The following is a 22,150-nucleotide window of genomic DNA, read 5'->3' on the forward strand; positions in this document are numbered from 1 at the left end:
TTATGCGAGAACCACCGCCCGGTGATTCCACGGCGCGATGATGGGCGCCGGCTCTGACCGATCTCTGACGCGTGGCTGAACGCAGGCTGACAAACTCCGCAGCAACCCTAGGATTTTGTTTCTCAATGTGAGAAATATTGCCGGGCGCGGGTTTGTCCCAGGCGCCCTTTCTTCCTCAGATCATTGCCGTTTGATGCCGGGACGCTCTGCGCCTGCGGCATCCCAATCCGGGCCTTCGAACCAGGCATCGCTGCGCAGGGCCCCGGCCACCATTTCCAGCGAATCGAGGCCCCAGAACAGGCGACCATCCAGCTCGATGGTCGGCACGCCGAACACGCCCTTCAAGAGGGCCGCTTCGGTCGCTTCACGCAGCTGAACCTTGATCGCATCGCTGGCCGGGTCCTGCCGCGGGGCCAGGTCTTGCGTCAGCGCTGCCAGGCGCTGCGGATCGACGGCGTTGGCGCCCTCGCCGCGCCAGACATGGCGAAAGATCGTCTCGACCTGGTGACGGTTGGGCGTACTGCCCGGCGCGGCACAGGCCCAGGCCAGGCGCAAGAGCGGCAAGGGGTTGAAGGGATGCTGGGCCGGCGTCTGCATGGGGATGCCCAGCTTGTGGGCTTGCCATGCAATCTGGCGGAAGGTCCAGCGGCGCTTGCTCTCGATCTCGGCCGGGCCTTTCTGGCCGTGCGCCATCAGGAGACCCGCGAACAGGATGGGCACGTATTCCACTTCGTAGCTGCCGCAATCAGCCAGCGCTTCGGGCAGCTGTTCGAAAGCGAGTGCGGCGTAGGGAGAGATCGGGTCGAAATAGAAACGCAGGGTCTTCATGGCATGTCCTCGTCGGTGGCGGCGGTGAACACGCCTTGGTCAATCAAGCGCTCGCGGCGCGCGGGCAGCAGCGCCCAGACGGCCCGCTTCGTTCCATCTTCCATGCGCGACCAGGCGGCGATCTCGTCGATGGTGCGGGCACAGCCCTCACACAGGCCGGTCGGCCCATGCATGCGGCAGATGTTGATGCAAGGCGAGGCAACGCCGATGGCAACGGGCGGTGGGCAGGGATTCATCATTCGCTCGCCTGGACCACGTCGATCACGGGCGCGCCCGTCAATTGTTCTAGCTCAGCCGGCGTCATCTTGAACACGCCATTCGGATGGCCAGCGGCGGCCCAGATGATGTCGAAGCGGAACAGCTCGCGGTCCACGAAGAGCTGAGGCGCTGCCTGGCCATCGGCCGGTGCAAAACCGAGCGGCGACACACCGCCAATGGAGAAGCCTGTACGCGCCTTGACGAAGTCCGCATCGGCGCGGCCCAGGGCCCCGGTATGGACCTTCAGCTTGGCCTCGTCCACGCGCTTGTCACCCGAGGTGATCACCAGCACGGCGGCTTCGTCGGCCTTGCGCCTGAAGACCACCGACTTGGCGATCTGGCCCAGGGAAACGCCCAGGGCGTCAGCCGCCTCCTGCGAGGTGCGGGCGGCCTCGGCCAGCCACAGCGGCCGATGGGCGTGCTGCCGCTGCTCCAGTGCCTGGCTGACGCGGCGGAAGCCGTCGGGATAGTCCATGACATTCATGCGGCCGATTGTCGCTGCAGCGGACACCAGGGTCAGCCGCTCGACGCAAGGTATCGACCGCTCACCACGAAAGCGCTGGCGAGGCAGCGGGGCAATGCCCGAAGCTGCCGCACCGTTTCATCAACACCATGGAGGAGAAACCATGAAAGCAAACACAAGCCGCTGGCAAGCGGCGGCACCGGCCGCGGCCTGGCTGACCCTGGTGCTGCTGGCCCTGTCCGCGCAGCAGGTCCTGGCCGGCCCCACAGACGGCGCCGCACCGCCATCGAACCGCGCAGCTGAGGCTGCTCAGGCAATGCCGCGCCCGGCCTTGTGGCGCGTGCGCCTGAATGGCGGGGGTAGCGCCTGGCTTTTTGGCACCCTGCCCTATGCCCGCCCCGGCGAGACCACGCTGCCGGCCTATGTGCAGCGCGCGCTCGCCGGCAGCGAGGGCCTGGCCAGCGAGGTCCGCATGCCGCCGGACAAGCTGGCCGCGGCCCGGCTGATTGTCGGCATGCGCCAGGAAGGCGCCTCGTTCAAGGGCGGCCTCGACCCGGAGCGCAGCCGCCGCTACCAGGTCCTTTGCAGCGAGCGCCGCCTGCCGTGCGAGCAGCTGGATGCGATGCCGGCGTTCTTCACGCTGGGCGCCCTGTCCAAGCTGCTGGCTGTGCAGCAGGGCTTGAACCCGGAGACGGGTAGCCTCCATGCGGTGCATCAGGCACTGAAGGACAAGCCATTCTTGGAGCTGGAGGGCATGGAGGCCAGCATGAGCCTGCTGCGCGAGTTGCCCGCCACCGACCAGCTCGCCCTGCTGGACCGATTGCTCGAGCGGCAAGGGGCTGATGGCGTCGCCTCCTACGAGGCCTGGCTGCGTGGCGATGTGGCCGGCATGCAGCAGCAACTGAGCGAGACCGCCTTCAGCCCAGCCACCCACGAGCGGCTGCTGACGCAAAGGCACCGACAATGGCGCGACAAATTGGTCGGTCTGCTGCGCGAAGGGCGTCGCCTCTTCATCGCCGTCGGTGCCGGACACCTGGGCGGCAGCGATGGACTGGACGCCCTGCTCAAGGCGGAGGGATTCGAGATTGAACGAGTGGACGGCTGAAGGCCGCCCGGCCCGGGCCAGCTGGCGCCTGGCCCTACTGCTGCTGGGGCTGTGCCTGGCTCAGGCCCTGGCCTCGGCCGCCATCGAACGCTGGCTGCTGAACGCCCCGCCGCACGGCACGGGCCGCGACCTGGTCACGGCCGTCCATGCGCTGTTACGCGCTGGCCTGCTGTGGCTGCTGCTGGACAGGCTGGCCCGACGCGAAACCTGGACCTGGCCACGGCGCCTGCTGGCCATCGCGGCGGCAGCGGCAGGCGACGTAGCCCTGGAGTTCGCGCTCGTGCTGCTGCAGGGCCGCGAGCTGGCGATTGCGCAAGACCAGCTGAGCCTCAGCAGAGAACAGATGATGGCCATCGCCGCCGGTGGCTCGCTGGTGCTGACGGGCTTGCAATACCTGACCGCCGCCCTGTTCTATCTGCTGGTCTGGCAGCGGCGTCAGCAAGAGCGCTGGCGCCGCCAGGCCGAGCGTGCCCAGCTGCAGATGCTGCAGAGCCAGCTGCATCCGCACTTCCTGTTCAATGCACTGAACGGTGTGCGAGCAATGATCTTCGAGGACCGGCAGCGCGCGGCAGACATGCTGACTTCGTTGTCAGCCCTGCTGCGCAGCAGCCTGGACGGCGGCGATGGCCTGGTCACGCTGCGCGAGGATTGGGCGCTGAGCCGGCACTACCTGGCATTGGAAGGCCTGCGCCTGGAGGAGCGGCTGCAGGTCGAGGCGCGCTTGCCGGAAGCCCTCATGGACCTGCCTTTGCCGCGCTTTGCACTGCTGTCGCTGGCCGAGAACGCGGTCAAGCATGGCATCGCGCCGAGAGTGGACGGGGGCACGCTGATGATCGAGGCGGCGCTGCTGGCACCCAAGCATTGGCAATTGAGCGTCAGCAACCCGTTCGCAGGCGCCGCTCCACTCCAGCCAGGCCTCGGCAGCGGCCTGGCCAGCCTGCGCCAGCGCCTGCAACTGACCTGCGGCGGCAGCCTCGGCATCGAAGGCGGTGAGCGCTTCAGGGTCACACTGACGCTGCCACTGCGAGGCACCGCATGACGCCTTTGCGACTGCTCATCGTCGACGACGAACGCCTGGCCCGCCAGGAGTTGCGCCGCCTGCTGGCGGCTCATGCGGAGGTCGAGATCGTCGGTGAGGCCAGCCATGGCGAGCAGGTCTTGCCCCTGCAGCGCGAGCTGCGACCCGACGCCCTGCTGCTGGACGTGCAGATGCCTGGCATGGACGGCCTGGCCGTGGCCCGGGCCCTGGGTGTCGAGGCACGCATCATCTTCTGTACGGCTCATTCAGATTTCGCTGTCGAGGCCTTCGATCTGAACGCATTTGACTACCTGGTCAAACCGGTAGAACCGGCCCGGCTGGGCGAGGCGCTGGAACGGCTACGCCGGGCACTGCCCCACAGCCTCCTGCTGCCCGACGATCATCGGGTGCTGTTGCGCCGCGGCGAACGGATGGCGCTGGTGCGACTCGGCGACATCACGTTGATCGAAAGTCGCGACAACTACCTCAGCCTGCAAACGCCCGACGGCGAATACCTGCTCGCAGGCAGCCTCGCCCGCCTGTTGCCGCGTCTTGATCCTCAGCGCTGGCTGCAGCTCAGTCGCCAGGCCATCGTGCGGCTGGACGCAATCGTCGGCCTGCAGGCACCTGACGGCAGCCTGGTGGTCGAGCTGAGCGACGGGCGCCGGGTGAGCGTGTCACGCCGGCAAAGCCAGATGTTGCGGCACCGCTTCAGCCTGCTCTGAAGTCTGTGCCGGCGCCCATCAGCGCGCGACAGCCAGAGCCTCCAAGCGCTCGCCAAGCTAGCTGGCATGGCGCTGCGCAGGTGCTGTACTGCTTGCGCTAGCGGTACAAGGCCGACAGCACCTGCTTCAGGATCACCGCCTCGGCGGCCTCGAAGTCTTCGGCCTCCAGCGCAGGCTTGCCCAGGAGGATGGCGAACTGCGCGCCCAGGTCCGCATAGGCCTGCGTGCTGGCCCAGATGCTGAACATCAGGTGGCGGAAGTCCAGCGAGGCGATGCGCCCTTCCTTCGCCCAACGCTCGAAGGTCTGCACATCGGCATTCAAGGCCGGCAGCACGCGCGACTCGATGGCGTCGCGAAAGCGCGGCGCACCGGCCATGACCTCTCGCGCAAACACCTGAGAGCCGGCCACGCGCTCGCGCGAAAAGCGCAGCTTGGCGGCGACATAATCGCGCACCGCCGCCTCGGGGTCGGTACCCGCCACCAGACCCTCCATGCGCTGCAGCCATTCGGCCAGCACATCGTCCAGCACGGCGCGGTACAGGCCTTCCTTGTTCGGGTAGTAGTACAGCAGGTTGTGGCGACTCAGGCCCAGGCCGGCCGCGATCATCTCCAGCGAGCTGCCTTCGAAACCGTACTGGGCGAACTGTCGTTCGGCCTCGGCGCGAATCTGGGCTTCCTTGCGCACCCGCGCCTGGCGTGGCGGCCGCACGGCGCTGGCCGTCTTCTTCCTGTTCGTCAATGGCATGGCAGGAATTATCCCGGCTGCGTCCAGGCACTGATCTCAACATGAGAGCGCCGGCGCGCCATGCGGGAATTTACCAACTGGTTATTTTTTACCAGTCGGTAAATTATTCACGGTCAGCGGCTCAGTCCGCCGTGTCTTGCCATGCCAAGCCAGGAGATCCCCATGGACCCCAACCAGCCGGGCCTACATGCCGCGCGCCTGAACGCCGAGCAGTACGCGCAGAACTTCTGCGATGCCCACCCGCCGCTGAACCGCACCCAGGCGCTGATCGAGGCCGAGCGCTGCTACTACTGCTTCGATGCGCCCTGCACCACCGCCTGTCCGACCGGCATCGACATCCCGAGCTTCATCCAGCGCATCGCGCAGGACAACACGCGCGGCGCTGCGCAGGTCATCCTCGAAGCGAATCCGCTGGGCGGCATGTGCGCGCGGGTCTGCCCGACGGAGGTGCTGTGCGAGCAAGGCTGCGTGCGCAACACCAACGAGAGCAAGCCAGTCGAGATAGGCCTCCTGCAGCGCTATGCGACCGACGCCTTCTTCGCCAAAGGCGGCGCGCCGCTCTTCACTCGCGCCGCCGCCACCGGCAAGAAGATCGCCGTCGTTGGCGCCGGTCCGGCCGGCCTCGCCGCAGCGCATGGCCTCGCACGGCGCGGCCACGACGTCACGCTGATCGATGCCAACCCAAAGCTCGGCGGCCTGAACGAATACGGCCTCGCCACCTACAAGACCACGGGCGACTTCGCGCAGAAGGAGGTCGAGTGGCTGCTGTCCATCGGCAGCATCGAGGTTCGGCACGAGACCGTGCTCGGACGCGACACCACGCTGTCCCAGCTCACGCAAAGCCATGACGCGGTCTTCCTGGGCCTGGGTCTATCAGGCGTCAACTCGCTGGGCGTGGACGAGCCCTCGGTCAAGGGCCTGGCCAATGCGGTGGACTTCATCGCCGAGCTCCGCCAGTCCGATCCGGCCACAGTCGCTGTTGGCCGCAAGGTGGTGGTGATCGGCGGCGGCATGACGGCCGTCGATGCCTCGGTGCAGAGCCGCCTGCTCGGCGCCCGTGAGGTCACCATGGTCTACCGCCGTGGTGAAGAGTCGCTGAGCGCCTCGGGCTACGAGCAGGACTGGGCCCGCAAGAACGGCGTGACCCTGCGCACCTGGGCCGCACCCAAGGAGATCATCGCCAGCGGCGGCCGCGTCACCGGCGTGCGTTTTGCCGTGACCGAGGCGCGCGCAGGCAAGCTTGTCGAGACCGGCGAGGAATTCGTGCTCGAAGCCGACATGGTCCTGAAGGCGATCGGCCAGAGTTTCGAACCCGCCGACGTGCCCGACATCGCCCTGAAGAACGGCCGCATCGCCACCGACGATGCCGGCCGCACGAATCACCCCAAGGTGTGGGCCGGCGGCGACTGCCGTTTCGGCGGGCGCGACCTGACGGTCGAAGCCGTCGAGCACGGCAAGCAGGCCGCAATTTCCATCGATGCCGCACTGAGGAGCTGAACATGGCCGACATCAGCAGCAAGTTCCTGGGCATCAAGAGCCCCAACCCGTTCTGGCTGGCCTCGGCCCCGCCGACCGACAAGGAGATCAACGTGACCCGCGCCTTCGAGGCAGGCTGGGGCGGCGTGGTCTGGAAGACGCTGGGCGAAGACCCGCCGGTGGTCAACGTATCGGGCCCGCGCTACACGACGCTGATGAGCCAGGACCGCCGCGTGATTGGCTTGAACAACATCGAGCTGATCACCGACCGCCCCTTGCGCACCAACCTTGAGGAGATCAAGCGCGTGAAGCGCGCCTGGCCGGACCGGGCCATGATCGTCTCGCTGATGGTGCCCTGCAATGAAGAGAGCTGGAAGAACATCCTGCCGCTGGTTGAAGACACCGGTGCCGACGGCATCGAGCTGAACTTCGGCTGCCCACATGGCATGAGCGAACGCGGCATGGGCTCGGCCGTGGGTCAGGTGCCCGAGTACATCCAGATGGTCACGGCCTGGTGCAAGCAGTACACCCGCCTGCCGGTGATCGTGAAGCTGACACCCAACATCACCGATGTGCGCATGCCCGCGCGTGCGGCCAAGGCGGGTGGCGCCGATGCGGTGTCGCTGATCAACACCATCAACTCCATCATCGGCGTGGATCTGGACCGCATGATCATGAACCCCAGCACCGATGGCTGGGGCTCGCACGGCGGCTATTGCGGCCCGGCGGTAAAGCCCATCGCGCAGAACATGGTGGCCGAGATTGCGCGCGATGCAGCCACGGCCGGCTTACCCATCTCCGGCATCGGCGGCATCACCACCTGGCGCGATGCGGCCGAGTTCATCGCGCTGGGCTGCGGCACGGTGCAGGTGTGCACCGCCGCGATGGTCTATGGCTTCAAGATCGTGCAGGACATGTGCTCGGGCCTCTCCAACTTCATGGATGAGAAGGGCTACAAGAGCATCGACGAGATGCGCGGTCTGGCCGTGCCCACGGTGAAGAACTGGAACCAGCTGAACCTCAACCACACCGAGAAGGCGGTGATCAACCAGGACAGCTGCATCCAGTGCGGCCGCTGCCATGTGGTTTGCGAAGACACCTCGCACCAGGCCATCTTTGCCGTGAAAGACGGCCAACGCCATTTCGAGATCAACGAGGCCGAGTGCGTGGGCTGCAACCTCTGCGTCTCGATCTGTCCGGTGCCGGACACGATCACGATGCGAAAGCTCGCACCCGGGGAGATGGACCTGCGCACCGGCAAGCCGGTGAGCGGCGAGTACGCCAACTGGACGACGCATCCGAACAACCCGATGCGCAGCACCGCCTGAGCGAGCGGGCAAGTCCGCATGGCGCGCTGTGCGCGCAGGCACAAAGATTGCGACGCCAGAGCCATCTCAACCGAGGAGCGACCGGATGATCCAGAACGCGGACAAGGACCTGTCCAACGCCGACCTGCTGCCCACCACCGCCGCCCAGCGCCACTGGGGCTGGAAGGACTTTGCCGCACTGTGGGTCGGCATGGTGATCTGCGTGCCCACCTACACCATGGCAAGCTCGATGCTGGACCAGGGCTTCAGCTGGCAGCGCGCGATCTGGCTGGTGTTCGCGGCCAACTGCATCGTGCTGGTGCCCATGCTGCTGATCGGCCGCGCCGGCGCCAAGCATGGCATCCCCTTTCCGGTGCTGACCCGTGCGTCCTTCGGCGTCAAGGGCGCCAACCTGCCGGCCGTGCTGCGCGGTCTGGTGGCCTGCGGCTGGTTCTCGATCAACTGCTATTTCGGCGCACTGGCCCTGCACGGCCTTTGCAACACGCTGGGCATGGGGCTGGCCACGCCTTCGGCCGGCGAGACGATCTCGACGTCGCAGCTGGTCTGCTTCCTGCTGTTCTGGGCTGTGCACATCGGCTTCATCTGGAAGGGCCTGGAATCAGTGCGCCTGCTCGAGGTGATCGCCGCGCCGCTGATGATCGCGGCCTCGCTGGCCCTGGTGGCGTGGGCCTTGATGAACGTATCGCCGGCGCAGATCTTCAGCCTGCCGGCCAAGGTGGTCGAGGGCGGGCCCAAGACCTGGGCGGCGCTGACCGGCCTCGTGGGCTTCTGGGCCACGCTGGCGCTCAACATCCCCGACTTCACCCGCTTCGCCAAGAGCCAGCGCGAGCAGGTGATCGGCCAGGCCATCGGCCTGCCGCTGCCGATGGCGCTGTTCTCGCTGGTCGGCGTGATCGGCTTCTCGGTCTCGCAGATCCTCTACGGCCGTGCCCAGCTGTTCCCCGACGGCCTGCTGACGCAGATGGGGCCGGTGGCCGCCGGTATCGGTCTGGTGGTGATCCTGCTGGCCAACCTGACCACCAATGTGGCGGCCAATCTGGTCTCGCCCTCCTACGACTTCAGCCAGCTCGCGCCGAACCGGATCAGCTTCCGCATGGGCGGTCTCATCGCGGCCCTGATCGGCCTGCTGTTCATGCCCTGGAAGCTGCTGGCCACCTCGGGCGGCTACCTGTTCACCTGGCTGGGTGGCTACGGCACGCTGCTGGGCGCCATCGCCGGCATCCTGCTGGCCGACTACTACCTGGTGCGCAAGACCGAACTGAAGCTCGACGACCTCTACCGCCGCGGCGGCGACTACGAGTACCAGGGCGGCTGGAATGTGCACGCGCTGATCGCCTTCGGCCTGGGCGTGCTGCCCTGCCTACCGGGCTATCTGGCGGTGTCCGGCCTGATCAACAAGGCCGCCGTGCCGCCGCTGCTGCTGGCCCTCTTCGACTTCGGCTGGTTCTTCAGCCTGGCCGTGGCGGGCGCCTACTATTACCTGACGGCGAAGAAACGCTGAAGGCTCACCGGAGTACAACCATGACCGCAAATGCCTTGCTGATACGCGGCGGCACCGTCGTCAACGCCGACCGCGAATTCGCCGCCGATGTGCTGTGCGTGGGCGGCAAGGTCGCGGCCCTGGGCACGCGCGCCCTGGCCGAGGCACCGGCCGGCTGCGAAACGCTCGATGGCACGGGCCAGTACCTCCTGCCCGGTGGCATCGACCCGCACACCCATATGCAACTGCCCTTCATGGGCACGGTGACGCAGGACGACTTTTTCAGCGGCACCGCAGCGGGCCTGGCCGGCGGCACCACGTCCATCATCGACTTCGTGATCCCCAACCCGCAGCAACCACTGATGGACGCCTACCAGCAATGGCGCGGCTGGGCCGAGAAATCAGCCGCCGACTACGGCTTTCACGTCGCCGTGACCTGGTGGAGCGAAAGCGTGCATGCCGACATGGGCCGCCTGGTGCACCAGGAAGGCATCAACAGCTTTAAGCACTTCATGGCCTACAAGAACGCCATCATGTGCGACGACGAGACGCTGGTGAACAGCTTCAAGCGCTCGCTCGAACTGGGCGCCATGCCCACGGTGCATGCGGAGAACGGTGAGCTCGTGTATTTGCTGCAGGCGGAAGTCGCCAAGATGGGCATCACCGGGCCGGAGGGCCATCCGCTCTCGCGCCCGCCGATGGTCGAGGGCGAGGCGGCCAACCGCGCGATTGCGATTGCCGATGTCCTGGGCGTGCCGATCTATATCGTGCACGTGAGCTGCATCGAGGCGGCCGAGGCGATTGCGCGGGCGCGGGCTCGTGGGCAGCGCGTCTACGGCGAAGTACTGGCCGGTCACTTGCTGATCGACGACAGCGTCTATCGCCATCCTGATTTCGCCACCGCGGCGGCCTATGTGATGAGCCCGCCCTTCCGGCCCAAGATCCATCAGGAGTTCCTGTGGCGCGGCCTGCAGAGCGGCCAGTTGCACACAACGGCAACGGACCATTGCACCTTCTGCGCCTCGCAGAAGGCCGCCGGCATCGACAACTTCGCCAAGATCCCGAACGGTTGCGGCGGCGTCGAGGAACGCATGGCCGTGATCTGGGATGCCGGCGTGAACAGCGGCCGTCTCACGCCTTCCGAGTTCGTTGCCATCACCTCGGCCAACTGCGCCAGGCTGTTCAACTTCTATCCGCGCAAGGGCCTGATCGCCGAAGGCTCGGACGCCGACCTGGTGCTCTGGGATCCGCAAGGGACGAAGACGATTTCGGCCAAGACGCATCACTCGAAAAACGACTTCAACATCTTCGAGGGCCGCACCGTGCGCGGCATCGCCAGCCACACGATTTCGCAAGGCAAGCTGGTCTATGCCAACGGTGATTTGCGTGCCGTGCAAGGCGCGGGCCGCTACATCAAGCGCCCGGCCTTCGGCCCGAATTTCGCCGCCGCCAAGGCCCGCTCGCAAGACCTGGCACCTAGCGCAGTCGCTCGCTGAGGAGAGCAATCATGGACATGAAGACCAAGCCCGCCTTGCAAGACATCCGCATCAATGGCGAACGCCTCTGGGACTCGCTGATGGAGCTTGCGAAGATCGGAGCCACGCAGAAGGGCGGCGTCTGCCGCCTGACACTGACCGACCTCGACAAGCAAGGCCGCGACCTGGTGCTCGGCTGGGCCCGCGAGGCCGGCATGAGCATCACCATCGACAAGATCGGCAACGGCTTCATGCGCCGCCCGGGGCGCAACAACGCCCTGCCCCCGGTGATGACCGGCAGCCACATCGACACCCAGCCCACCGGCGGCAAGTTCGACGGCAACTACGGCGTGCTGGCCGGCATCGAGGTGGTGCGCACGCTCAACGACCTCGGCATCGAGACCGAGGCGCCCATCGAGGTGGCCTTCTGGACCAACGAGGAAGGCTCGCGCTTCGTGCCTGTGATGATGGGCTCAGGTGTGTTCGCCAAGGCCTTCACGCTGGAGCACGCCTACGCCGCGACTGACACCGAGGGCAAGACAGTCAAAGGGGAACTGGAGCGCATCGGCTACATCGGCGACGAGGAACCCGGCGACCATCCCATCGGCAGCTATTTCGAGACCCACATTGAACAGGGCCCGGTGCTGGAAGACCACGACGTCACCATCGGCGTGGTGACCGGCGTGCTGGGCATCAAGTGGTACGACTGCGTGGTGACCGGCATGGAGGCCCACGCCGGCCCGACGCCGATGGCGCTGCGCAAGGACGCGCTGCAAGTGGCGACAAGGCTCATGCAGGAAGTGGTGGCCATTGCCCACCGCTATCCGCCGCATGGCCGCGGCACGGTGGGCATGGTGCAGGTGCATCCCAACAGCCGCAACGTGATTCCGGGCCGGGTCAAGTTCAGCATCGACCTGCGCAATGCCACGGATGATCTCGTCGAAAAGATGGACGCGGACATCCGCAAGGCCGTGGCCGATGCAAGCGCTGCGAGCGGCCTGCCGATCAGCATCGAACTGGTGTCGCACTACCCTGCAGCACCCTTCCATGCAGATTGCGTTGCGGCCGTTGGCAAGGCCGCGGCCGCACTGGGCTACTCCAACATGCCGGCGGTGTCAGGCGCCGGGCACGACGCCGTCTACATGGCGCGCCTGGCGCCTGCGGGCATGATCTTCATCCCCTGCAAGGACGGCATCAGCCACAACGAGATCGAGGACGCCAAGCCCGAGCACATCACCGCGGGCTGCAATGTCTTGCTGCACGCGATGCTGGAGCGGGCCGGCGTCGCCAGCGACTGATCGCTCAGTCGCGGCCCTTGTCATGGCCTTTGCCATGACCTTTGCCGTGGCCACGATCATCGTCCCGGCGACCATCGCGACGGTCGTCCCGGCGCTCGTCGCGCCTGTCATCGCGTCGATCGTCATCGCGCCAGCGGCGGGCATCGCGGTCGTAATGGTCGCGGTAGCGCGGCACGTACTCGCGCTCGTACCAGTCGTCCCGCACGAAATAGACCGGCACGCCGCACGCGTTGTAGTGTCGGCAATGCTTGCGCCAGTCCTTCTGGTGGCCGTGCGGCACACGCAGGTAGACAGGCGCCGGGCGCACCGCGACACGCTCGATGATCATCGGCTCGACGTTGTAGTAGCGCGGCGTCATGTTGCCGATGTCGATCCGGCCATAGAAGCCGGGTTGCCCGATGCTGATGGAGACACCCACATCGGCCGCCATCGAAGAGGCGGCGCCAAGGGCCAGAAGCGTGGAAAGAATGATGCGTTTCATGTGAAGGACTCCTAGGACCACTTTGTAACGCGCCGGGCCGGCCGCCGTCGACGCGTTCACCAATTGATACGTCTCCAAGTGCCTTCGCAGCCTGGTCCTACTTCATCTGCGATGCAAGCCAGGCCTTCATCCTGCGCTCGAGCAGGTCCAGAGGCAAGGCACCGGCGCCGAGCAGATGGTCATGAAAAGCACGCAGGTCGAACCGTGCGCCCAGCTGCTGCTCGGCCATCGCCCGCAGTTCGAGGATCTTCAGCTGGCCGATCTTGTAGCCCAGGGCCTGCCCGGGCCAGGAGATGTAGCGATCGACCTCGTTGATGATGTCGGCCTCGGCCTTGGGCGCCTTGGCCATGAAGTAGTCGATGGCCTGTTGGCGGCTCCAGCGCTGGACATGGATGCCCGTGTCCACCACCAGGCGCACGGCGCGCCACATGTCGTAGCTGAGCTGACCGAAACGCGAATACGGGTCCTTGTAGAGGCCGATCTCGTAGCCCAAGCGCTCCGAGTACAAGGCCCAGCCTTCCACGAAGGGCGTGTAGCCCGCGCTGCGCCGGAACTGCGGCAGTTCGCCCAGTTCCTGCGCCAGGGCTGTCTGGAGATGATGGCCCGGCACGGATTCATGCACAGTGAGCACCTCGATCTCCCACTTCGGCCTCACCTCGGGCCGGTACAGATTGACCGAGTAGTAGCCGGCGCGGCGCCCGTCCAGCGAAGGCGGGTTGTAGTAGGCGGTGTAGGTGTGCGGCGCCGTGATGTCCGGGATCGCCCGCACACCAAACGGCGTTCGGTAGAGCTTGCCGAACAACTTGGGAAGTTCGGGCTCGATCCTCTTGGCGGCCAGCACATAGGCTTCATAGAGCTTCTGCGGGTCGGTGAAGAAATGCTGCGGGTCGGTGCGCAGCCAGTTGAAGAATTCAGCGCGAGTGCCCTTGTAGCCGATCTCCTGGATCAGCTTGTCCATCTCGCCTTCGATGCGCGCCACTTCGCGCAGTCCCACCTCATGGATCTGCTCCGGCGTCATCGTGGTCGTTGTGTAGTGCCGCGCCCGGTTCGCGTAGAGCGCTGCGCCGTCCGGCCAGTCCCAGGCACCGACGGTCTCGCGGCAAGCAGGCAGGTATTGCTGGCTGAAGAAGGCTTCGAAGCTGCGATAGGCCGGCAGCAACTGCTCCTGGATCAGCGTGCGTGCCTCGGCACGCAGCGCTTGCGCCTGCTCGGCCGGGATTGCCGGCGCGATGGTGATGAAACGCTTGTAGAAGCTGCTGTCTTCCGGCTTGTCCACCAGCAGGCTGCGCAACTGGCTTTGCACCCGCGTCATCAGGATGCGCGGCGGCACGCGCCGCTCAGCCATGCCCTGCTGCAGCAAGGCCTGCGTCTGCCTGACGAAGAGCGGCAAGGCGCGCAGACGCGACAGCCAGTTGCGGTAGTGCTCGAGCTTCTCGAACGGCATGGACTCCGACCATTCACCAGCCGTCTGCACCCCACCGCGCGGGCCGATGGCTTCGAGGTAGAGCTTGAACGGCGCAGCGTCGATTTCCTCCTGCAGCTCGTATTCAAAAAGCTGGTGATTCAATTGCTCGACCGGCGGCAGCTTGGCTTTCGGTATGGCACGCAAGGCAGCCAGTCGCTGACGGCTGCGCTGCAGGTCCGCGTCTGTGCCCCTGATGCTCAGGTCGGGCAGGAGTGCGTCGTAGCGGTGCTCGCCGTAGTAGGTCGCCGACAGCGGGCTGCGCGCCAGGTCCTCATCCCAGCTCTGCTGGAACAGGGCGTGGAGTTTCTCGGTGGGCGTGGCGGCATGGAGGGGTGTGAGCAGGCTCAGGCTCAGCAGTCCAAGGGCCATCTTCAATGGGCGTAGCAACATGGGCGGTCTCGGCTTCGCGCGACAAGGCGCGCGGCGATGATAGGCCCGCTGGGCCCCCGTTCAAGCCGGGGAGATCCGGTACGCGCAGCGCCTGGCGCCCGCCAGCAGATGTTCGCTGCGCTCGACCCTGACGCCCTCGCCGAGCAACTGCGTGAACAGTGACAACTCGGAGCGGCAGAAGCCCTGGCAGGCGCTCGCAGCGGCGCAGATCGGGCAATGGTCTTCGATCAAGAGCCAGGCCTTGCCCGCTTTCTCGACGCGAGCGAGGTAGCCCTCCTCGGCACGCAACTCTGCCAGGCGCTGCACCCGCGCCTGCAGGCTGCGCGCACCTTGCAGGCGCCCGGCGTAGGCCGCCAGCATCTCCTGCTCGCGGGCCGTGATCAAACGGTCGAGGGCCTGCTCGCCCAGGACGGCTGCCGTCTGACGTATCAGCTGCACCGCCAGCTCGCCATGGCGATCCGGGAAGCGGCCATGGCCGGCAGCGCTGAGCCGCCAGATGCGCTTGGGTCGGCCCGGGCCCTGAACCTGGTCTTCGGCATCGACCAGTCCCTGCTCCTGCAGCGCCTGCAGCTGCTTGTGCGCACCCATCGGCGTGATCGCACAGGCGGCCGCCAGCGTCGCCGCGCTCTGCGGCCCGCGACTCTTCAGTTGAAAGAGCAACTGCTCGCCGGTCTGCTTCATGGGCTGCCGTCCTCGCGTTTGGCCAGGCGCAGGAGCAGTGTCGCTGCCAGCAGGCACATCACACCGCCGAGACCCATGATCCAGCGGACCGACAGGAGCGCGATCAGGCCGCCGGCCAAGGCCACCAGCACATTGGCCAGGCAAAAGATCGTCGACAGCAGGCCCATCACCCGGCCCTGGCCATGCGCGGCAAATCGCTCCGACATCCAGGCGGGCAAGACCGCGTTGTAGAGAGCCAGTGGCACACCCAGACCGACGATGGCAGCCAGCCCGAACCAGCCCGGCAGCAAGGCCAATGCGGTGAGCCCGCTTGCGGCAATGACCGCCAGCAAGCCGGCACGACGCAGGGGCCGCCGGCTGCGCGGCAACCTGCCGGCAAGGATGCTGGCACTGGTCATGGCTGCGCATTGCGCCGCCGTGGCCCAGCCGATGCCGGCGCTGCCCAGACCCAGGTTCTCGAACATCCACAGCGGCGCGAATTCATAGAGCGCATTGATACCCATGCTGTAGCTGAGCTGCAGCGCGAAGAAGGCAGCCAGCACCTTGTCCTGCTTCAGGAGCCCGAGCGCCTGCTTCTCGCGCATGGCCTGGAGCAGCTTCAAGGGACCGGCGCGCCGCTGTGCACCTGGAACGGCCAGGCCCAGGATGACCAGGCAGGGCAGCATGGCCAGGCTGGCCAGCACAAAGGGCACGGCGTCGCCGAAGCGCAGCGTCAGGCCGCCCACCAGGGGCCCCAGCAACCAGCCCATGTAGAGGCAGGCATTGAGCCAGGCGAAGGATTGCGTGCGGTCAACCTGCTCATGCATGTCGGCCACCAGGGCGCGCGCCACCGCCACGTTGCCCTCGGTCAGGCCAGTGCCGAAGCGGGCCAGCACGAACAGCAGGTACCAGCGCTGGTCCAGTGCCATTGCCGTGAGCAGGTACCCCACCAAAGTGGCCGAGAGCGTGACGCTCAGCACCGCGCGGCGGCCATAGCGATCCGACAGCGGGCCGACGAAAAGGCTGCCGACAAGAATGCCCAGCGGATTGGCCGCCAGCGCCAGGCCCATCAGGAGCTTGGGATCGAGGCCGGCGAAGTGGGTGAAGTTGTCGACCGGCCCGCCCACGAAGATCGGCGCCAGGATCGGATAGGGCAAGGCCACACCCAGCGTACTCATCAAGGCCAGCGCACAAACGGCGGCCAGCACCAGGCGCGGATGGCGGATGGGCGCCGAAGTTGCCTGCACGGCGCTCATCGCGCCGCTCCCTGCGCTTGCAGGCACAGCGCATAGCCGGGCCAGCCGCGCAGCCGCCACTCCTCGCGGGCGCTGTCAGCAAGCTTGATGCGATGGTCGTTCAGGCTGGCATGAAGCGCGGGCAGCTGAGCCGCCCAGTCGCCTTCGCTCGCTTGCCCCGCATGAACTGCGGCCCAGGCCAGTGCAGGCCGGCCGATCGACACATAGGCCGCCAGCCAGGCTCGCCAGGCATGGCGCAAGACCTGGCCCTCATCGACCTCCACCTGCGAGATCAGGATGCGCAGCGCGTGCAGGCCGGTCACCAGATGCAGGGCCGTGAAGTTGCAGGTGGAGAGGTAGGCGGCCAGCGACGCTTCGGCCAGTTCGTCAATGCTCAATCTGGGCATGGGCAGATAGTCGTCGACGCGGGGCAAGGCCACAGCGGCTTTCATGTCGTCGGTGATGGTGGAGGGCCCGGCCGGCAGATTCAATGCCATGGCAGGGTCCGCACGGACTGCATCCAGCGTCGTGCGCAGGCTGGCGCTGCCTTGCGTGGCAGGCAATGCCGGGCCGAGCGAAAAGCGCGTGCCGGCCCAGGCTGCCAGCGCCGCGGCTTGCTCGCCGGCATGACCAGACTCCAGCGCATAGGCCAGGCGGATCGAACCATGGAAGGCCGCCGATTCCGGCGCCAGGAGCAAGCTGGGCAAGGCCTGCTCAAGGACAAGCTTCGGCACCGGCCCGGCCGGCGGCAAGCGCGCCGCCCAATGCACGAGATGCGCTCGCAACGATTCGGCCGGAGCATCCAGGCGGGCCAGCGCCACCAGCACCATCGGCAGGTGGCTGCTCAGGCTCCGGCCGCCGACACCATAGTTCGGGCCATGGCGCAGCGCCTCGCTCAGCGCCGCCTGCAGCATGGCGTTTTCAGGCAGCGACACTGGCAGCTTCAGTGGCTGCCCCAGCGGCGTGATCATGGCTCGGGCCCCGTTCTTTGCAATGGCGGGATCATGCCGCATGCCCGTCAATTTATAAACGCATCGTTTATAAACCATGGGCTCGACAGGCACATTGGCAGGCCCATCGGCGGGTCACAATGCGGTCAAAGGAGGAGGCAAGCATGCGCGTGCGCGACTGCAACTGGATGATGATCGAACGCCATCTGCAAGAAGGCGGTGACCTGGCCGTGCTGCCCTTGGGCAGCATCGAGCAGCATGCCTACCTCTCGCTGGCAGTGGATGCGCTCCTCTCGGAGGCGGTGGCCGCCGCAGCCGCCGAGCCGCTCAAGGCGCCGGTATTCCCCGCACAGCCCTATGGCTACACGCCGACCTATATGGCCTATCCGGGCACGCTGACGCTGCGGCTTGAAACCTTGCTGGCAGTGCTGCGAGACCTGGTCACATCGCTTCATCACCATGGCTTCAAGCGCGTGCTGATCGTCAATGGACATGGCGGCAACAGCCCGGCGGCAGGCATCGCAGCGGAGCTGCAATCGCAATTGCCGCAGCTGCAATTGCGTTGGCACAACTGGTGGGCCGCACCGCGCACACTGGACTTTGTGCGCAAGCACGACCCGCAGGCCTCGCATGCATCCTGGATGGAGAATTTTGCGCTGACGCGCCTGCCCGGCGTTGCCCTGCCCTCGGCGCCCAAGCCTTTGGTGGACTACGGCCACATGGCTCTTCTCGACCCGCAGGCCAAGCGCGAGTACCTGGGTGACGGCTGCTACGGCGGCCACTACCAGCTCGACGACCAAGTCATCGATGAGTTGTGGAGCATTGCTGTGCAGGAGACGCGCGAGGCAATCCAGGGTCCTTGGCTGACGCCGAAGCGATAGAGAATTGAGCCATGGCTTTCCGCGCTGTCACCCTACCCGCCCACTTGCCCGGCAAGCTCTGGCTGCAGTCGATGCCAGGCCGCCTCGAGCCCTGGGGATCATTCCTCGACGAGGCGCGGGCGCACAGCCTGAACCTGGTGGTCTGCCTGAACCCGCTCGATGAGGTGGCGCAGCTGTCGCCGGCCTATCACAAGGCGATTGCGGAAGGCCGGCTGCCTTTTCGCTGGCAGCATCTGCCGATGCGCGATTTCGGCCTCGGCGCCGACCCTGCGGCGTTCCGCCAGGGCGTGGATCAGATCGCACACAGCCTCGTGCTGGGCGAGCGCGTCCTGCTGCATTGCGCGGCCGGCATCGGCCGCACCGGCACCGTGGCGGCCTGCATCTTGAAGGCGCACGGTCAGCCGGTTGACGCAGCAATGGCCGCGGTGCGACAAGCCGGATCGAACCCGCAGTCGGCCCTGCAATCGGGCTGGATCGAGCAGTTCTGAATCAGCTCGGGATGCGCAGGCCGAGCGCCTCGAGCAGGATCGATACGTTGGCGCCATTGGGCGTGGCCAGCGAATAGAGCTGATGCCGCTCAGAATGCTGAGCTGGCCATTTGCGGTCGATGGGGAATCGGCGATGGCATTCGTGCGCCCCAATCTGCGGGCGAAGCCAATTCCGGAGCTGGGGTACGGTCTTGCCTGGCCGGCTCGGCGGAGAAGCTCAGCCCACGAGATTGGCCAGCGTCAACAAGGCCAGCAGGAGCATCCACAAGACCACCGACCGCCAGACCAGGCCCACCACGCTTTGCAGGTGCCCCAGCTGTAGCGGTGCGCCCTGGGTTGAACCGGCGGCGCCCGTGGCATCGGCATCGCTGCCGGATTCGAAGGTCTTGCTGCGGTCCGGCGTCACGCCCGGTGCCGCACGGCCACCCAGCTGCACACCAAGGGCGCCAGCGGCTGACGCGAGGATGATCCCTTCATTGGCATGCATCCACAGGCTGGCGTCGCGCCGCCAGGCATTCACCGCCTCTTCGAAATTCCCGACGATGGCAAAGCCCGTGGCGGTCAGGCGCGCCGGTATGTAGTCGATCAAGCCGAACAGCTGGCGCGACAGGCGCATCAGGCGCTCGTTGGTCGGTGCGTCGGTGGTCCGACTCTTGAATGCCCAGTAGCGGCTGGCGAATTCGGCCATGCGATACAGCACGGCGCCCGCCGGACCCAGCCACAGGGTCGACAGCACGACGAACCAGAAGAACACGCCGAAGACATGGCGATGCGCAGCCAGCAGCGAATGCTCGACCACGTGGCGCAGGAGCTCGGTGCGAGGCAGCTCGCTCGCATCCAGGTGGCGCCAGGCGGACAAGAGGCGGCGCGCTTCCAGCTCGTCGCCACGCTCCAGGGCATCGCGGATGTCGGTGAAGTAATGGCTGAACTGGCGGAAGCCCAACGTCAGGTAGAGCATCAGCACGGTGAAGGCCAGGGCCAGCATGTCGCTGAACTGGCGGATCGCGATATGGATGGCGGCAGCCAGCAGCGCCGGGCCTACGGCCGTGATGGTCCAGACGACCGCAGCATGGTGTTCGCGGCCGGCATCGAAGTTGCGGCCGGTCCAGCGCACCCAGGCAATCACGCCATCATGGACCTTGTTGCCGTGGGGCAAAGGCTTCAGCTGCTCGACCAGGAGCGCAAACAGGACCGCGAAGAAGTTCATGGGCGACGATGATAGCGGCGCCCCGCTTTCATCCGGCAGGGATCAAGCACAAAGGAAGCGATAGAAGTTGCGCAGCATCGCGGCCGTGGCACCCCAGATGAAGTACTCGCGCGGCTGGCCAACCGCATCCAGGCTGGTCCAGGGCATCGACAGGAAGCTGCGCTCGCCGCCCTCGAACTCGAAGCGATGCCGGCGATGGTTGGCAGGATCCATCAGGAAGGCGAGCGGCACTTCGAAGGCCTCGGCCACCTCGAACTCGTCGAGCCGCAGTTCGATATCGGGCTGCACCAGCGCCACGACCGGCGTGACATGGAAGCCGGTCACCGTCGTGTAGATCGGCAGTCTGCCGATCACCTCGATATGGCTGCGCGCCAGGCCGATTTCCTCTTCGGTCTCGCGCAGGGCCGTGGCAACGGCGTCGTCGTCTTCAGGCTCGACGCGGCCACCGGGAAAGCTGATCTGGCCCGCATGGTCACGCAGATGGTCGGTGCGGCGGGTCAGCAGCAGCTGAACGCCCTGTTCATGCATGACCAGCGGCACCAGCACAGAGGCCGCGGCCGGTGGCCGGTTCGCGAAGACGCCACCATCGCCAGGGATCTCGACCTGCCAATCCGGCGGCACGGCAAAGCGCGCGCGCAAGGCAGCGACTGTCAGCGATTCCGGCGCGACGGCAGGCAGATGGGCATCCACCGCCGTGACCGGCACGGCTTGCGGATGGAGGATGGCAGGTCGGACCATGCGAGAGCATAGAGCGCAAACGACAAAGCCGCCCGGAGGCGGCTTTGCTTGCTGGTAATGTAGCCAGCTTCTGCCTGCGTTAACGGTTCCCTCGGAACCATTAACTTCGGCGAAAACAGGCTTAGGCCAGTTTCTCCTTGATACGAGCCGACTTGCCCGAACGCTGACGCAGGTAGTACAGCTTGGCGCGGCGGACATCGCCACGACGCTTGACTTCGATCGTCGAGATCAGCGGGCTGTACAGCTGGAACGTACGCTCGACGCCTTCGCCGCTCGAGATCTTGCGGACGATGAAGCTGCTGTTCAGGCCGCGGTTGCGCTTGGCAATCACGACGCCTTCGTAGGCCTGCACGCGCTTGCGGGTGCCTTCAACGACGTTGACGCTGACGATCACGGTGTCGCCAGGAGCGAATGCCGGGATGGTCTTGTTCAGGCGAGCAATTTCTTCTTGCTCAAGGGTTTGGATCAAGTCCATTGTGTTTCTCCATGGGATCTTGTTGGCGCCGCGGCTCTGACCATCAACCTGATGGCAGCTTGCCTGCAAAGGGGCTGGTCGGCTTGAAAGACGACCGGCACTAGGCCCAGCAGAGGATCGAAAAGCCGACCATTATAGCCACAAAATTCAGCGCGACCTTCAGGCCTTGCCTGAGGGCTGAATCAGGCTGCGCAAGAACGCTTCGTCGCTGCGGCTCAAGCGCCCCGCCGCCCGGGCTTCAGCGATCAGGTCCGGGCGCAGGGCCAGCGTGCGTTCCAGCGAGCGCTCGCGGCGCCAGCGGGCAATATTGGCATGATGCCCGGACATCAGCACCGGCGGCACCGGCAGGTCTCCCGCTTGATCCGGCAAGCCGGTCAGCACTTCGGGGCGGCTGTAATGCGGGCAATCAAGCAGCCCCTCTGAAAAGCTGTCCTGCTGGTGCGATGCCGCGTCGTTCAGGACACCGGGCTGCAGCCGGGCCATCGCGTCCAGCAAGGCCAGAGCAGCCAGCTCGCCGCCAGAGAGTATGAAGTCACCCAGGCTCAGCTCCAGCGTCACGTGACGGTCGAGAAAGCGCTGGTCGATGCCTTCGTAACGGCCACACAGCAGCACGCCGCCCTGCCCCGCCGCCAGCTCCTGCACCAGGGCCTGGTCGATGCGACGGCCGGTGGGGCTGAAATGGATAATGGCCGGCGCACCCGCATCCACGGCAGCGGCTGCACGCGCGGCCTTCACAGCGGCCAGCGCACGCTCTAGCGGCTCGACCAGCATCACCATGCCGGGCCCTCCGCCAAAGGGGCGGTCGTCCACGCGGCGGTAGTTGTCCTCGGCGAAGTCGCGCAACTGCCAGAGCCTGACGTTCACCTGGCCGCTCTCGAAGGCACGCCGGGTCACGCCGCTGCTCAGGTGCGGCGCAAACAGTTCGGGAAAAAGGGTGATGCAGTCGAAGCGCATCGCGAACTCGCCGGCAGCGAGCCGGGG

23 protein-coding genes are annotated in these 22,150 nt (G+C 66.3%); 10 read left to right on the forward strand and 13 right to left on the reverse strand.

Annotated features, from left to right (window positions below):
- Positions 1–180 precede the first annotated feature (180 nt).
- Genes V3596_RS08035 through V3596_RS08045 form a run of 3 tightly spaced genes read right to left on the reverse strand, consistent with a single transcriptional unit; the run spans position 181 to position 1,570 of the window.
- Positions 181–828, reverse strand: a complete 648-nt coding sequence (locus V3596_RS08035; RefSeq protein WP_334277156.1) for a 2-hydroxychromene-2-carboxylate isomerase — start codon at positions 826–828, stop codon at positions 181–183.
- Positions 825–1,064: a DUF1289 domain-containing protein gene (locus V3596_RS08040; RefSeq protein ID WP_416383966.1), complete on the reverse strand. Its 240-nt coding sequence runs from the start codon at positions 1,062–1,064 to the stop codon at positions 825–827. Before V3596_RS08040 ends, V3596_RS08035 begins: the two co-directional genes overlap by 4 nt.
- The gene (locus V3596_RS08045) at positions 1,064–1,570 is read right to left on the reverse strand and encodes a YbaK/EbsC family protein (RefSeq protein ID WP_334277158.1); all 507 of its coding nucleotides are present in this window, start codon (positions 1,568–1,570) and stop codon (positions 1,064–1,066) included. Before V3596_RS08045 ends, V3596_RS08040 begins: the two co-directional genes overlap by 1 nt.
- Before the next feature lie 142 nt (positions 1,571–1,712).
- Here V3596_RS08045 and V3596_RS08050 point away from each other — a divergent pair, with 142 nt between their 5' ends.
- The 3 genes from V3596_RS08050 to V3596_RS08060 are packed head-to-tail and all read left to right on the forward strand — an operon-like array spanning position 1,713 to position 4,397.
- Positions 1,713–2,654 (forward strand): TraB/GumN family protein, encoded by a 942-nt coding sequence (locus V3596_RS08050; RefSeq protein WP_334277159.1) that lies wholly within the window; start codon positions 1,713–1,715, stop codon positions 2,652–2,654.
- Positions 2,635–3,693, forward strand: coding sequence for a sensor histidine kinase (locus V3596_RS08055; RefSeq protein ID WP_334277160.1), 1,059 nt, complete (start codon positions 2,635–2,637; stop codon positions 3,691–3,693). Before V3596_RS08050 ends, V3596_RS08055 begins: the two co-directional genes overlap by 20 nt.
- Complete coding sequence (locus V3596_RS08060) at positions 3,690–4,397, forward strand: LytR/AlgR family response regulator transcription factor (protein ID WP_334277161.1); 708 nt, start codon at positions 3,690–3,692, stop codon at positions 4,395–4,397. Before V3596_RS08055 ends, V3596_RS08060 begins: the two co-directional genes overlap by 4 nt.
- 97 nt (positions 4,398–4,494) lie before the next feature.
- Here V3596_RS08060 and V3596_RS08065 read toward each other — a convergent pair whose 3' ends face one another.
- Complete coding sequence (locus V3596_RS08065; protein WP_334277162.1) at positions 4,495–5,142, reverse strand: TetR family transcriptional regulator C-terminal domain-containing protein; 648 nt, start codon at positions 5,140–5,142, stop codon at positions 4,495–4,497.
- 162 nt (positions 5,143–5,304) lie between these two features.
- Between V3596_RS08065 and V3596_RS08070 the strand changes: the two genes are divergently transcribed.
- The 5 genes from V3596_RS08070 to V3596_RS08090 all read left to right on the forward strand — a co-directional run bounded on the left by V3596_RS08070 (position 5,305) and on the right by V3596_RS08090 (position 12,199).
- Entirely contained in the window at positions 5,305–6,639 is a 1,335-nt protein-coding gene (locus V3596_RS08070; protein WP_334277163.1) for an NAD(P)-dependent oxidoreductase, read from the forward strand.
- Positions 6,640–6,641: 2 nt separating this feature from the next.
- Positions 6,642–7,946 (forward strand): NAD-dependent dihydropyrimidine dehydrogenase subunit PreA, encoded by a 1,305-nt coding sequence (preA, locus tag V3596_RS08075; protein WP_334277164.1) that lies wholly within the window; start codon positions 6,642–6,644, stop codon positions 7,944–7,946.
- A gap of 85 nt (positions 7,947–8,031) precedes the next feature.
- Positions 8,032–9,447: an NCS1 family nucleobase:cation symporter-1 gene (locus V3596_RS08080; protein WP_334277165.1), complete on the forward strand. Its 1,416-nt coding sequence runs from the start codon at positions 8,032–8,034 to the stop codon at positions 9,445–9,447.
- Between the two features lie 20 nt (positions 9,448–9,467).
- Positions 9,468–10,922: a dihydropyrimidinase gene (gene hydA, locus V3596_RS08085; RefSeq protein WP_334277166.1), complete on the forward strand. Its 1,455-nt coding sequence runs from the start codon at positions 9,468–9,470 to the stop codon at positions 10,920–10,922.
- Positions 10,923–10,933: 11 nt separating this feature from the next.
- A complete protein-coding gene (locus V3596_RS08090; protein WP_334277167.1) occupies positions 10,934–12,199 on the forward strand; it encodes a Zn-dependent hydrolase in 1,266 nt (421 codons plus the stop codon).
- A gap of 4 nt (positions 12,200–12,203) precedes the next feature.
- Here the strand turns inward: V3596_RS08090 and V3596_RS08095 are convergent, their stop codons facing one another.
- The 5 genes from V3596_RS08095 to V3596_RS08115 form a co-directional block, all read right to left on the reverse strand.
- Positions 12,204–12,680, reverse strand: a complete 477-nt coding sequence (locus V3596_RS08095) for a hypothetical protein (protein WP_334277168.1) — start codon at positions 12,678–12,680, stop codon at positions 12,204–12,206.
- Between the two features lie 97 nt (positions 12,681–12,777).
- A complete protein-coding gene (locus V3596_RS08100; protein WP_334277169.1) occupies positions 12,778–14,535 on the reverse strand; it encodes a DUF885 domain-containing protein in 1,758 nt (585 codons plus the stop codon).
- A 60-nt stretch (positions 14,536–14,595) separates the two neighbouring features.
- The gene (locus V3596_RS08105) at positions 14,596–15,216 is read right to left on the reverse strand and encodes a helix-turn-helix transcriptional regulator (RefSeq protein ID WP_334277170.1); all 621 of its coding nucleotides are present in this window, start codon (positions 15,214–15,216) and stop codon (positions 14,596–14,598) included.
- A complete protein-coding gene (locus tag V3596_RS08110; RefSeq protein ID WP_334277171.1) occupies positions 15,213–16,451 on the reverse strand; it encodes an MFS transporter in 1,239 nt (412 codons plus the stop codon). Before V3596_RS08110 ends, V3596_RS08105 begins: the two co-directional genes overlap by 4 nt.
- On the reverse strand, positions 16,448–17,401 hold the full coding sequence (locus tag V3596_RS08115; RefSeq protein ID WP_334277172.1) for a questin oxidase family protein: 954 nt from the start codon (positions 17,399–17,401) through the stop codon (positions 16,448–16,450). Before V3596_RS08115 ends, V3596_RS08110 begins: the two co-directional genes overlap by 4 nt.
- A gap of 143 nt (positions 17,402–17,544) precedes the next feature.
- Between V3596_RS08115 and V3596_RS08120 the strand changes: the two genes are divergently transcribed.
- Together V3596_RS08120 and V3596_RS08125 are read left to right on the forward strand one after the other, a co-directional pair.
- Positions 17,545–18,261, forward strand: a complete 717-nt coding sequence (locus tag V3596_RS08120; protein ID WP_334277173.1) for a creatininase family protein — start codon at positions 17,545–17,547, stop codon at positions 18,259–18,261.
- Positions 18,262–18,272: 11 nt separating this feature from the next.
- On the forward strand, positions 18,273–18,749 hold the full coding sequence (locus V3596_RS08125; protein WP_334277174.1) for a protein-tyrosine phosphatase family protein: 477 nt from the start codon (positions 18,273–18,275) through the stop codon (positions 18,747–18,749).
- A gap of 217 nt (positions 18,750–18,966) precedes the next feature.
- Here the strand turns inward: V3596_RS08125 and V3596_RS08130 are convergent, their stop codons facing one another.
- The 4 genes from V3596_RS08130 to trmD all read right to left on the reverse strand — a co-directional run bounded on the left by V3596_RS08130 (position 18,967) and on the right by trmD (position 22,123).
- The gene (locus V3596_RS08130) at positions 18,967–19,956 is read right to left on the reverse strand and encodes a CobD/CbiB family protein (RefSeq protein ID WP_334277175.1); all 990 of its coding nucleotides are present in this window, start codon (positions 19,954–19,956) and stop codon (positions 18,967–18,969) included.
- Between the two features lie 42 nt (positions 19,957–19,998).
- Positions 19,999–20,694 carry a CoA pyrophosphatase gene (locus tag V3596_RS08135; RefSeq protein WP_334277176.1) on the reverse strand — a complete coding sequence of 232 codons (696 nt, stop codon included), beginning with the start codon at positions 20,692–20,694 and terminating at the stop codon, positions 19,999–20,001.
- A gap of 121 nt (positions 20,695–20,815) precedes the next feature.
- Positions 20,816–21,169 carry a 50S ribosomal protein L19 gene (rplS, locus tag V3596_RS08140; protein WP_282825760.1) on the reverse strand — a complete coding sequence of 118 codons (354 nt, stop codon included), beginning with the start codon at positions 21,167–21,169 and terminating at the stop codon, positions 20,816–20,818.
- Positions 21,170–21,328: 159 nt separating this feature from the next.
- Positions 21,329–22,123 (reverse strand): tRNA (guanosine(37)-N1)-methyltransferase TrmD, encoded by a 795-nt coding sequence (trmD, locus tag V3596_RS08145; protein WP_334277371.1) that lies wholly within the window; start codon positions 22,121–22,123, stop codon positions 21,329–21,331.
- Between the last annotated feature and the right edge of the window lie 27 nt (positions 22,124–22,150).

The sequence above is a fragment of the Roseateles microcysteis genome, assembly GCF_036880965.1.
GTDB lineage: Bacteria > Pseudomonadota > Gammaproteobacteria > Burkholderiales > Burkholderiaceae_C > JAUASW01.

Bases quoted from the DNA above. Each gene is read 5' to 3' on its own strand.
- V3596_RS08035 (WP_334277156.1), bottom strand. From the start codon at position 828: ATGAAGACCCTGCGTTTCTATTTCGACCCGATCTCTCCCTACGCCGCA.
- V3596_RS08040 (WP_416383966.1), bottom strand. From the start codon at position 1,064: ATGAATCCCTGCCCACCGCCCGTTGCCATCGGCGTTGCCTCGCCTTGC.
- V3596_RS08045 (WP_334277158.1), bottom strand. From the start codon at position 1,570: ATGAATGTCATGGACTATCCCGACGGCTTCCGCCGCGTCAGCCAGGCA.
- V3596_RS08050 (WP_334277159.1), top strand. From the start codon at position 1,713: ATGAAAGCAAACACAAGCCGCTGGCAAGCGGCGGCACCGGCCGCGGCC.
- V3596_RS08060 (WP_334277161.1), top strand. From the start codon at position 3,690: ATGACGCCTTTGCGACTGCTCATCGTCGACGACGAACGCCTGGCCCGC.
- V3596_RS08065 (WP_334277162.1), bottom strand. From the start codon at position 5,142: ATGCCATTGACGAACAGGAAGAAGACGGCCAGCGCCGTGCGGCCGCCA.
- V3596_RS08070 (WP_334277163.1), top strand. From the start codon at position 5,305: ATGGACCCCAACCAGCCGGGCCTACATGCCGCGCGCCTGAACGCCGAG.
- preA (WP_334277164.1), top strand. From the start codon at position 6,642: ATGGCCGACATCAGCAGCAAGTTCCTGGGCATCAAGAGCCCCAACCCG.
- V3596_RS08080 (WP_334277165.1), top strand. From the start codon at position 8,032: ATGATCCAGAACGCGGACAAGGACCTGTCCAACGCCGACCTGCTGCCC.
- hydA (WP_334277166.1), top strand. From the start codon at position 9,468: ATGACCGCAAATGCCTTGCTGATACGCGGCGGCACCGTCGTCAACGCC.
- V3596_RS08090 (WP_334277167.1), top strand. From the start codon at position 10,934: ATGGACATGAAGACCAAGCCCGCCTTGCAAGACATCCGCATCAATGGC.
- V3596_RS08095 (WP_334277168.1), bottom strand. From the start codon at position 12,680: ATGAAACGCATCATTCTTTCCACGCTTCTGGCCCTTGGCGCCGCCTCT.
- V3596_RS08100 (WP_334277169.1), bottom strand. From the start codon at position 14,535: ATGTTGCTACGCCCATTGAAGATGGCCCTTGGACTGCTGAGCCTGAGC.
- V3596_RS08105 (WP_334277170.1), bottom strand. From the start codon at position 15,216: ATGAAGCAGACCGGCGAGCAGTTGCTCTTTCAACTGAAGAGTCGCGGG.
- V3596_RS08110 (WP_334277171.1), bottom strand. From the start codon at position 16,451: ATGAGCGCCGTGCAGGCAACTTCGGCGCCCATCCGCCATCCGCGCCTG.
- V3596_RS08115 (WP_334277172.1), bottom strand. From the start codon at position 17,401: ATGATCACGCCGCTGGGGCAGCCACTGAAGCTGCCAGTGTCGCTGCCT.
- V3596_RS08120 (WP_334277173.1), top strand. From the start codon at position 17,545: ATGCGCGTGCGCGACTGCAACTGGATGATGATCGAACGCCATCTGCAA.
- V3596_RS08125 (WP_334277174.1), top strand. From the start codon at position 18,273: ATGGCTTTCCGCGCTGTCACCCTACCCGCCCACTTGCCCGGCAAGCTC.
- V3596_RS08130 (WP_334277175.1), bottom strand. From the start codon at position 19,956: ATGAACTTCTTCGCGGTCCTGTTTGCGCTCCTGGTCGAGCAGCTGAAG.
- V3596_RS08135 (WP_334277176.1), bottom strand. From the start codon at position 20,694: ATGGTCCGACCTGCCATCCTCCATCCGCAAGCCGTGCCGGTCACGGCG.
- rplS (WP_282825760.1), bottom strand. From the start codon at position 21,169: ATGGACTTGATCCAAACCCTTGAGCAAGAAGAAATTGCTCGCCTGAAC.
- trmD (WP_334277371.1), bottom strand. From the start codon at position 22,123: ATGCGCTTCGACTGCATCACCCTTTTTCCCGAACTGTTTGCGCCGCAC.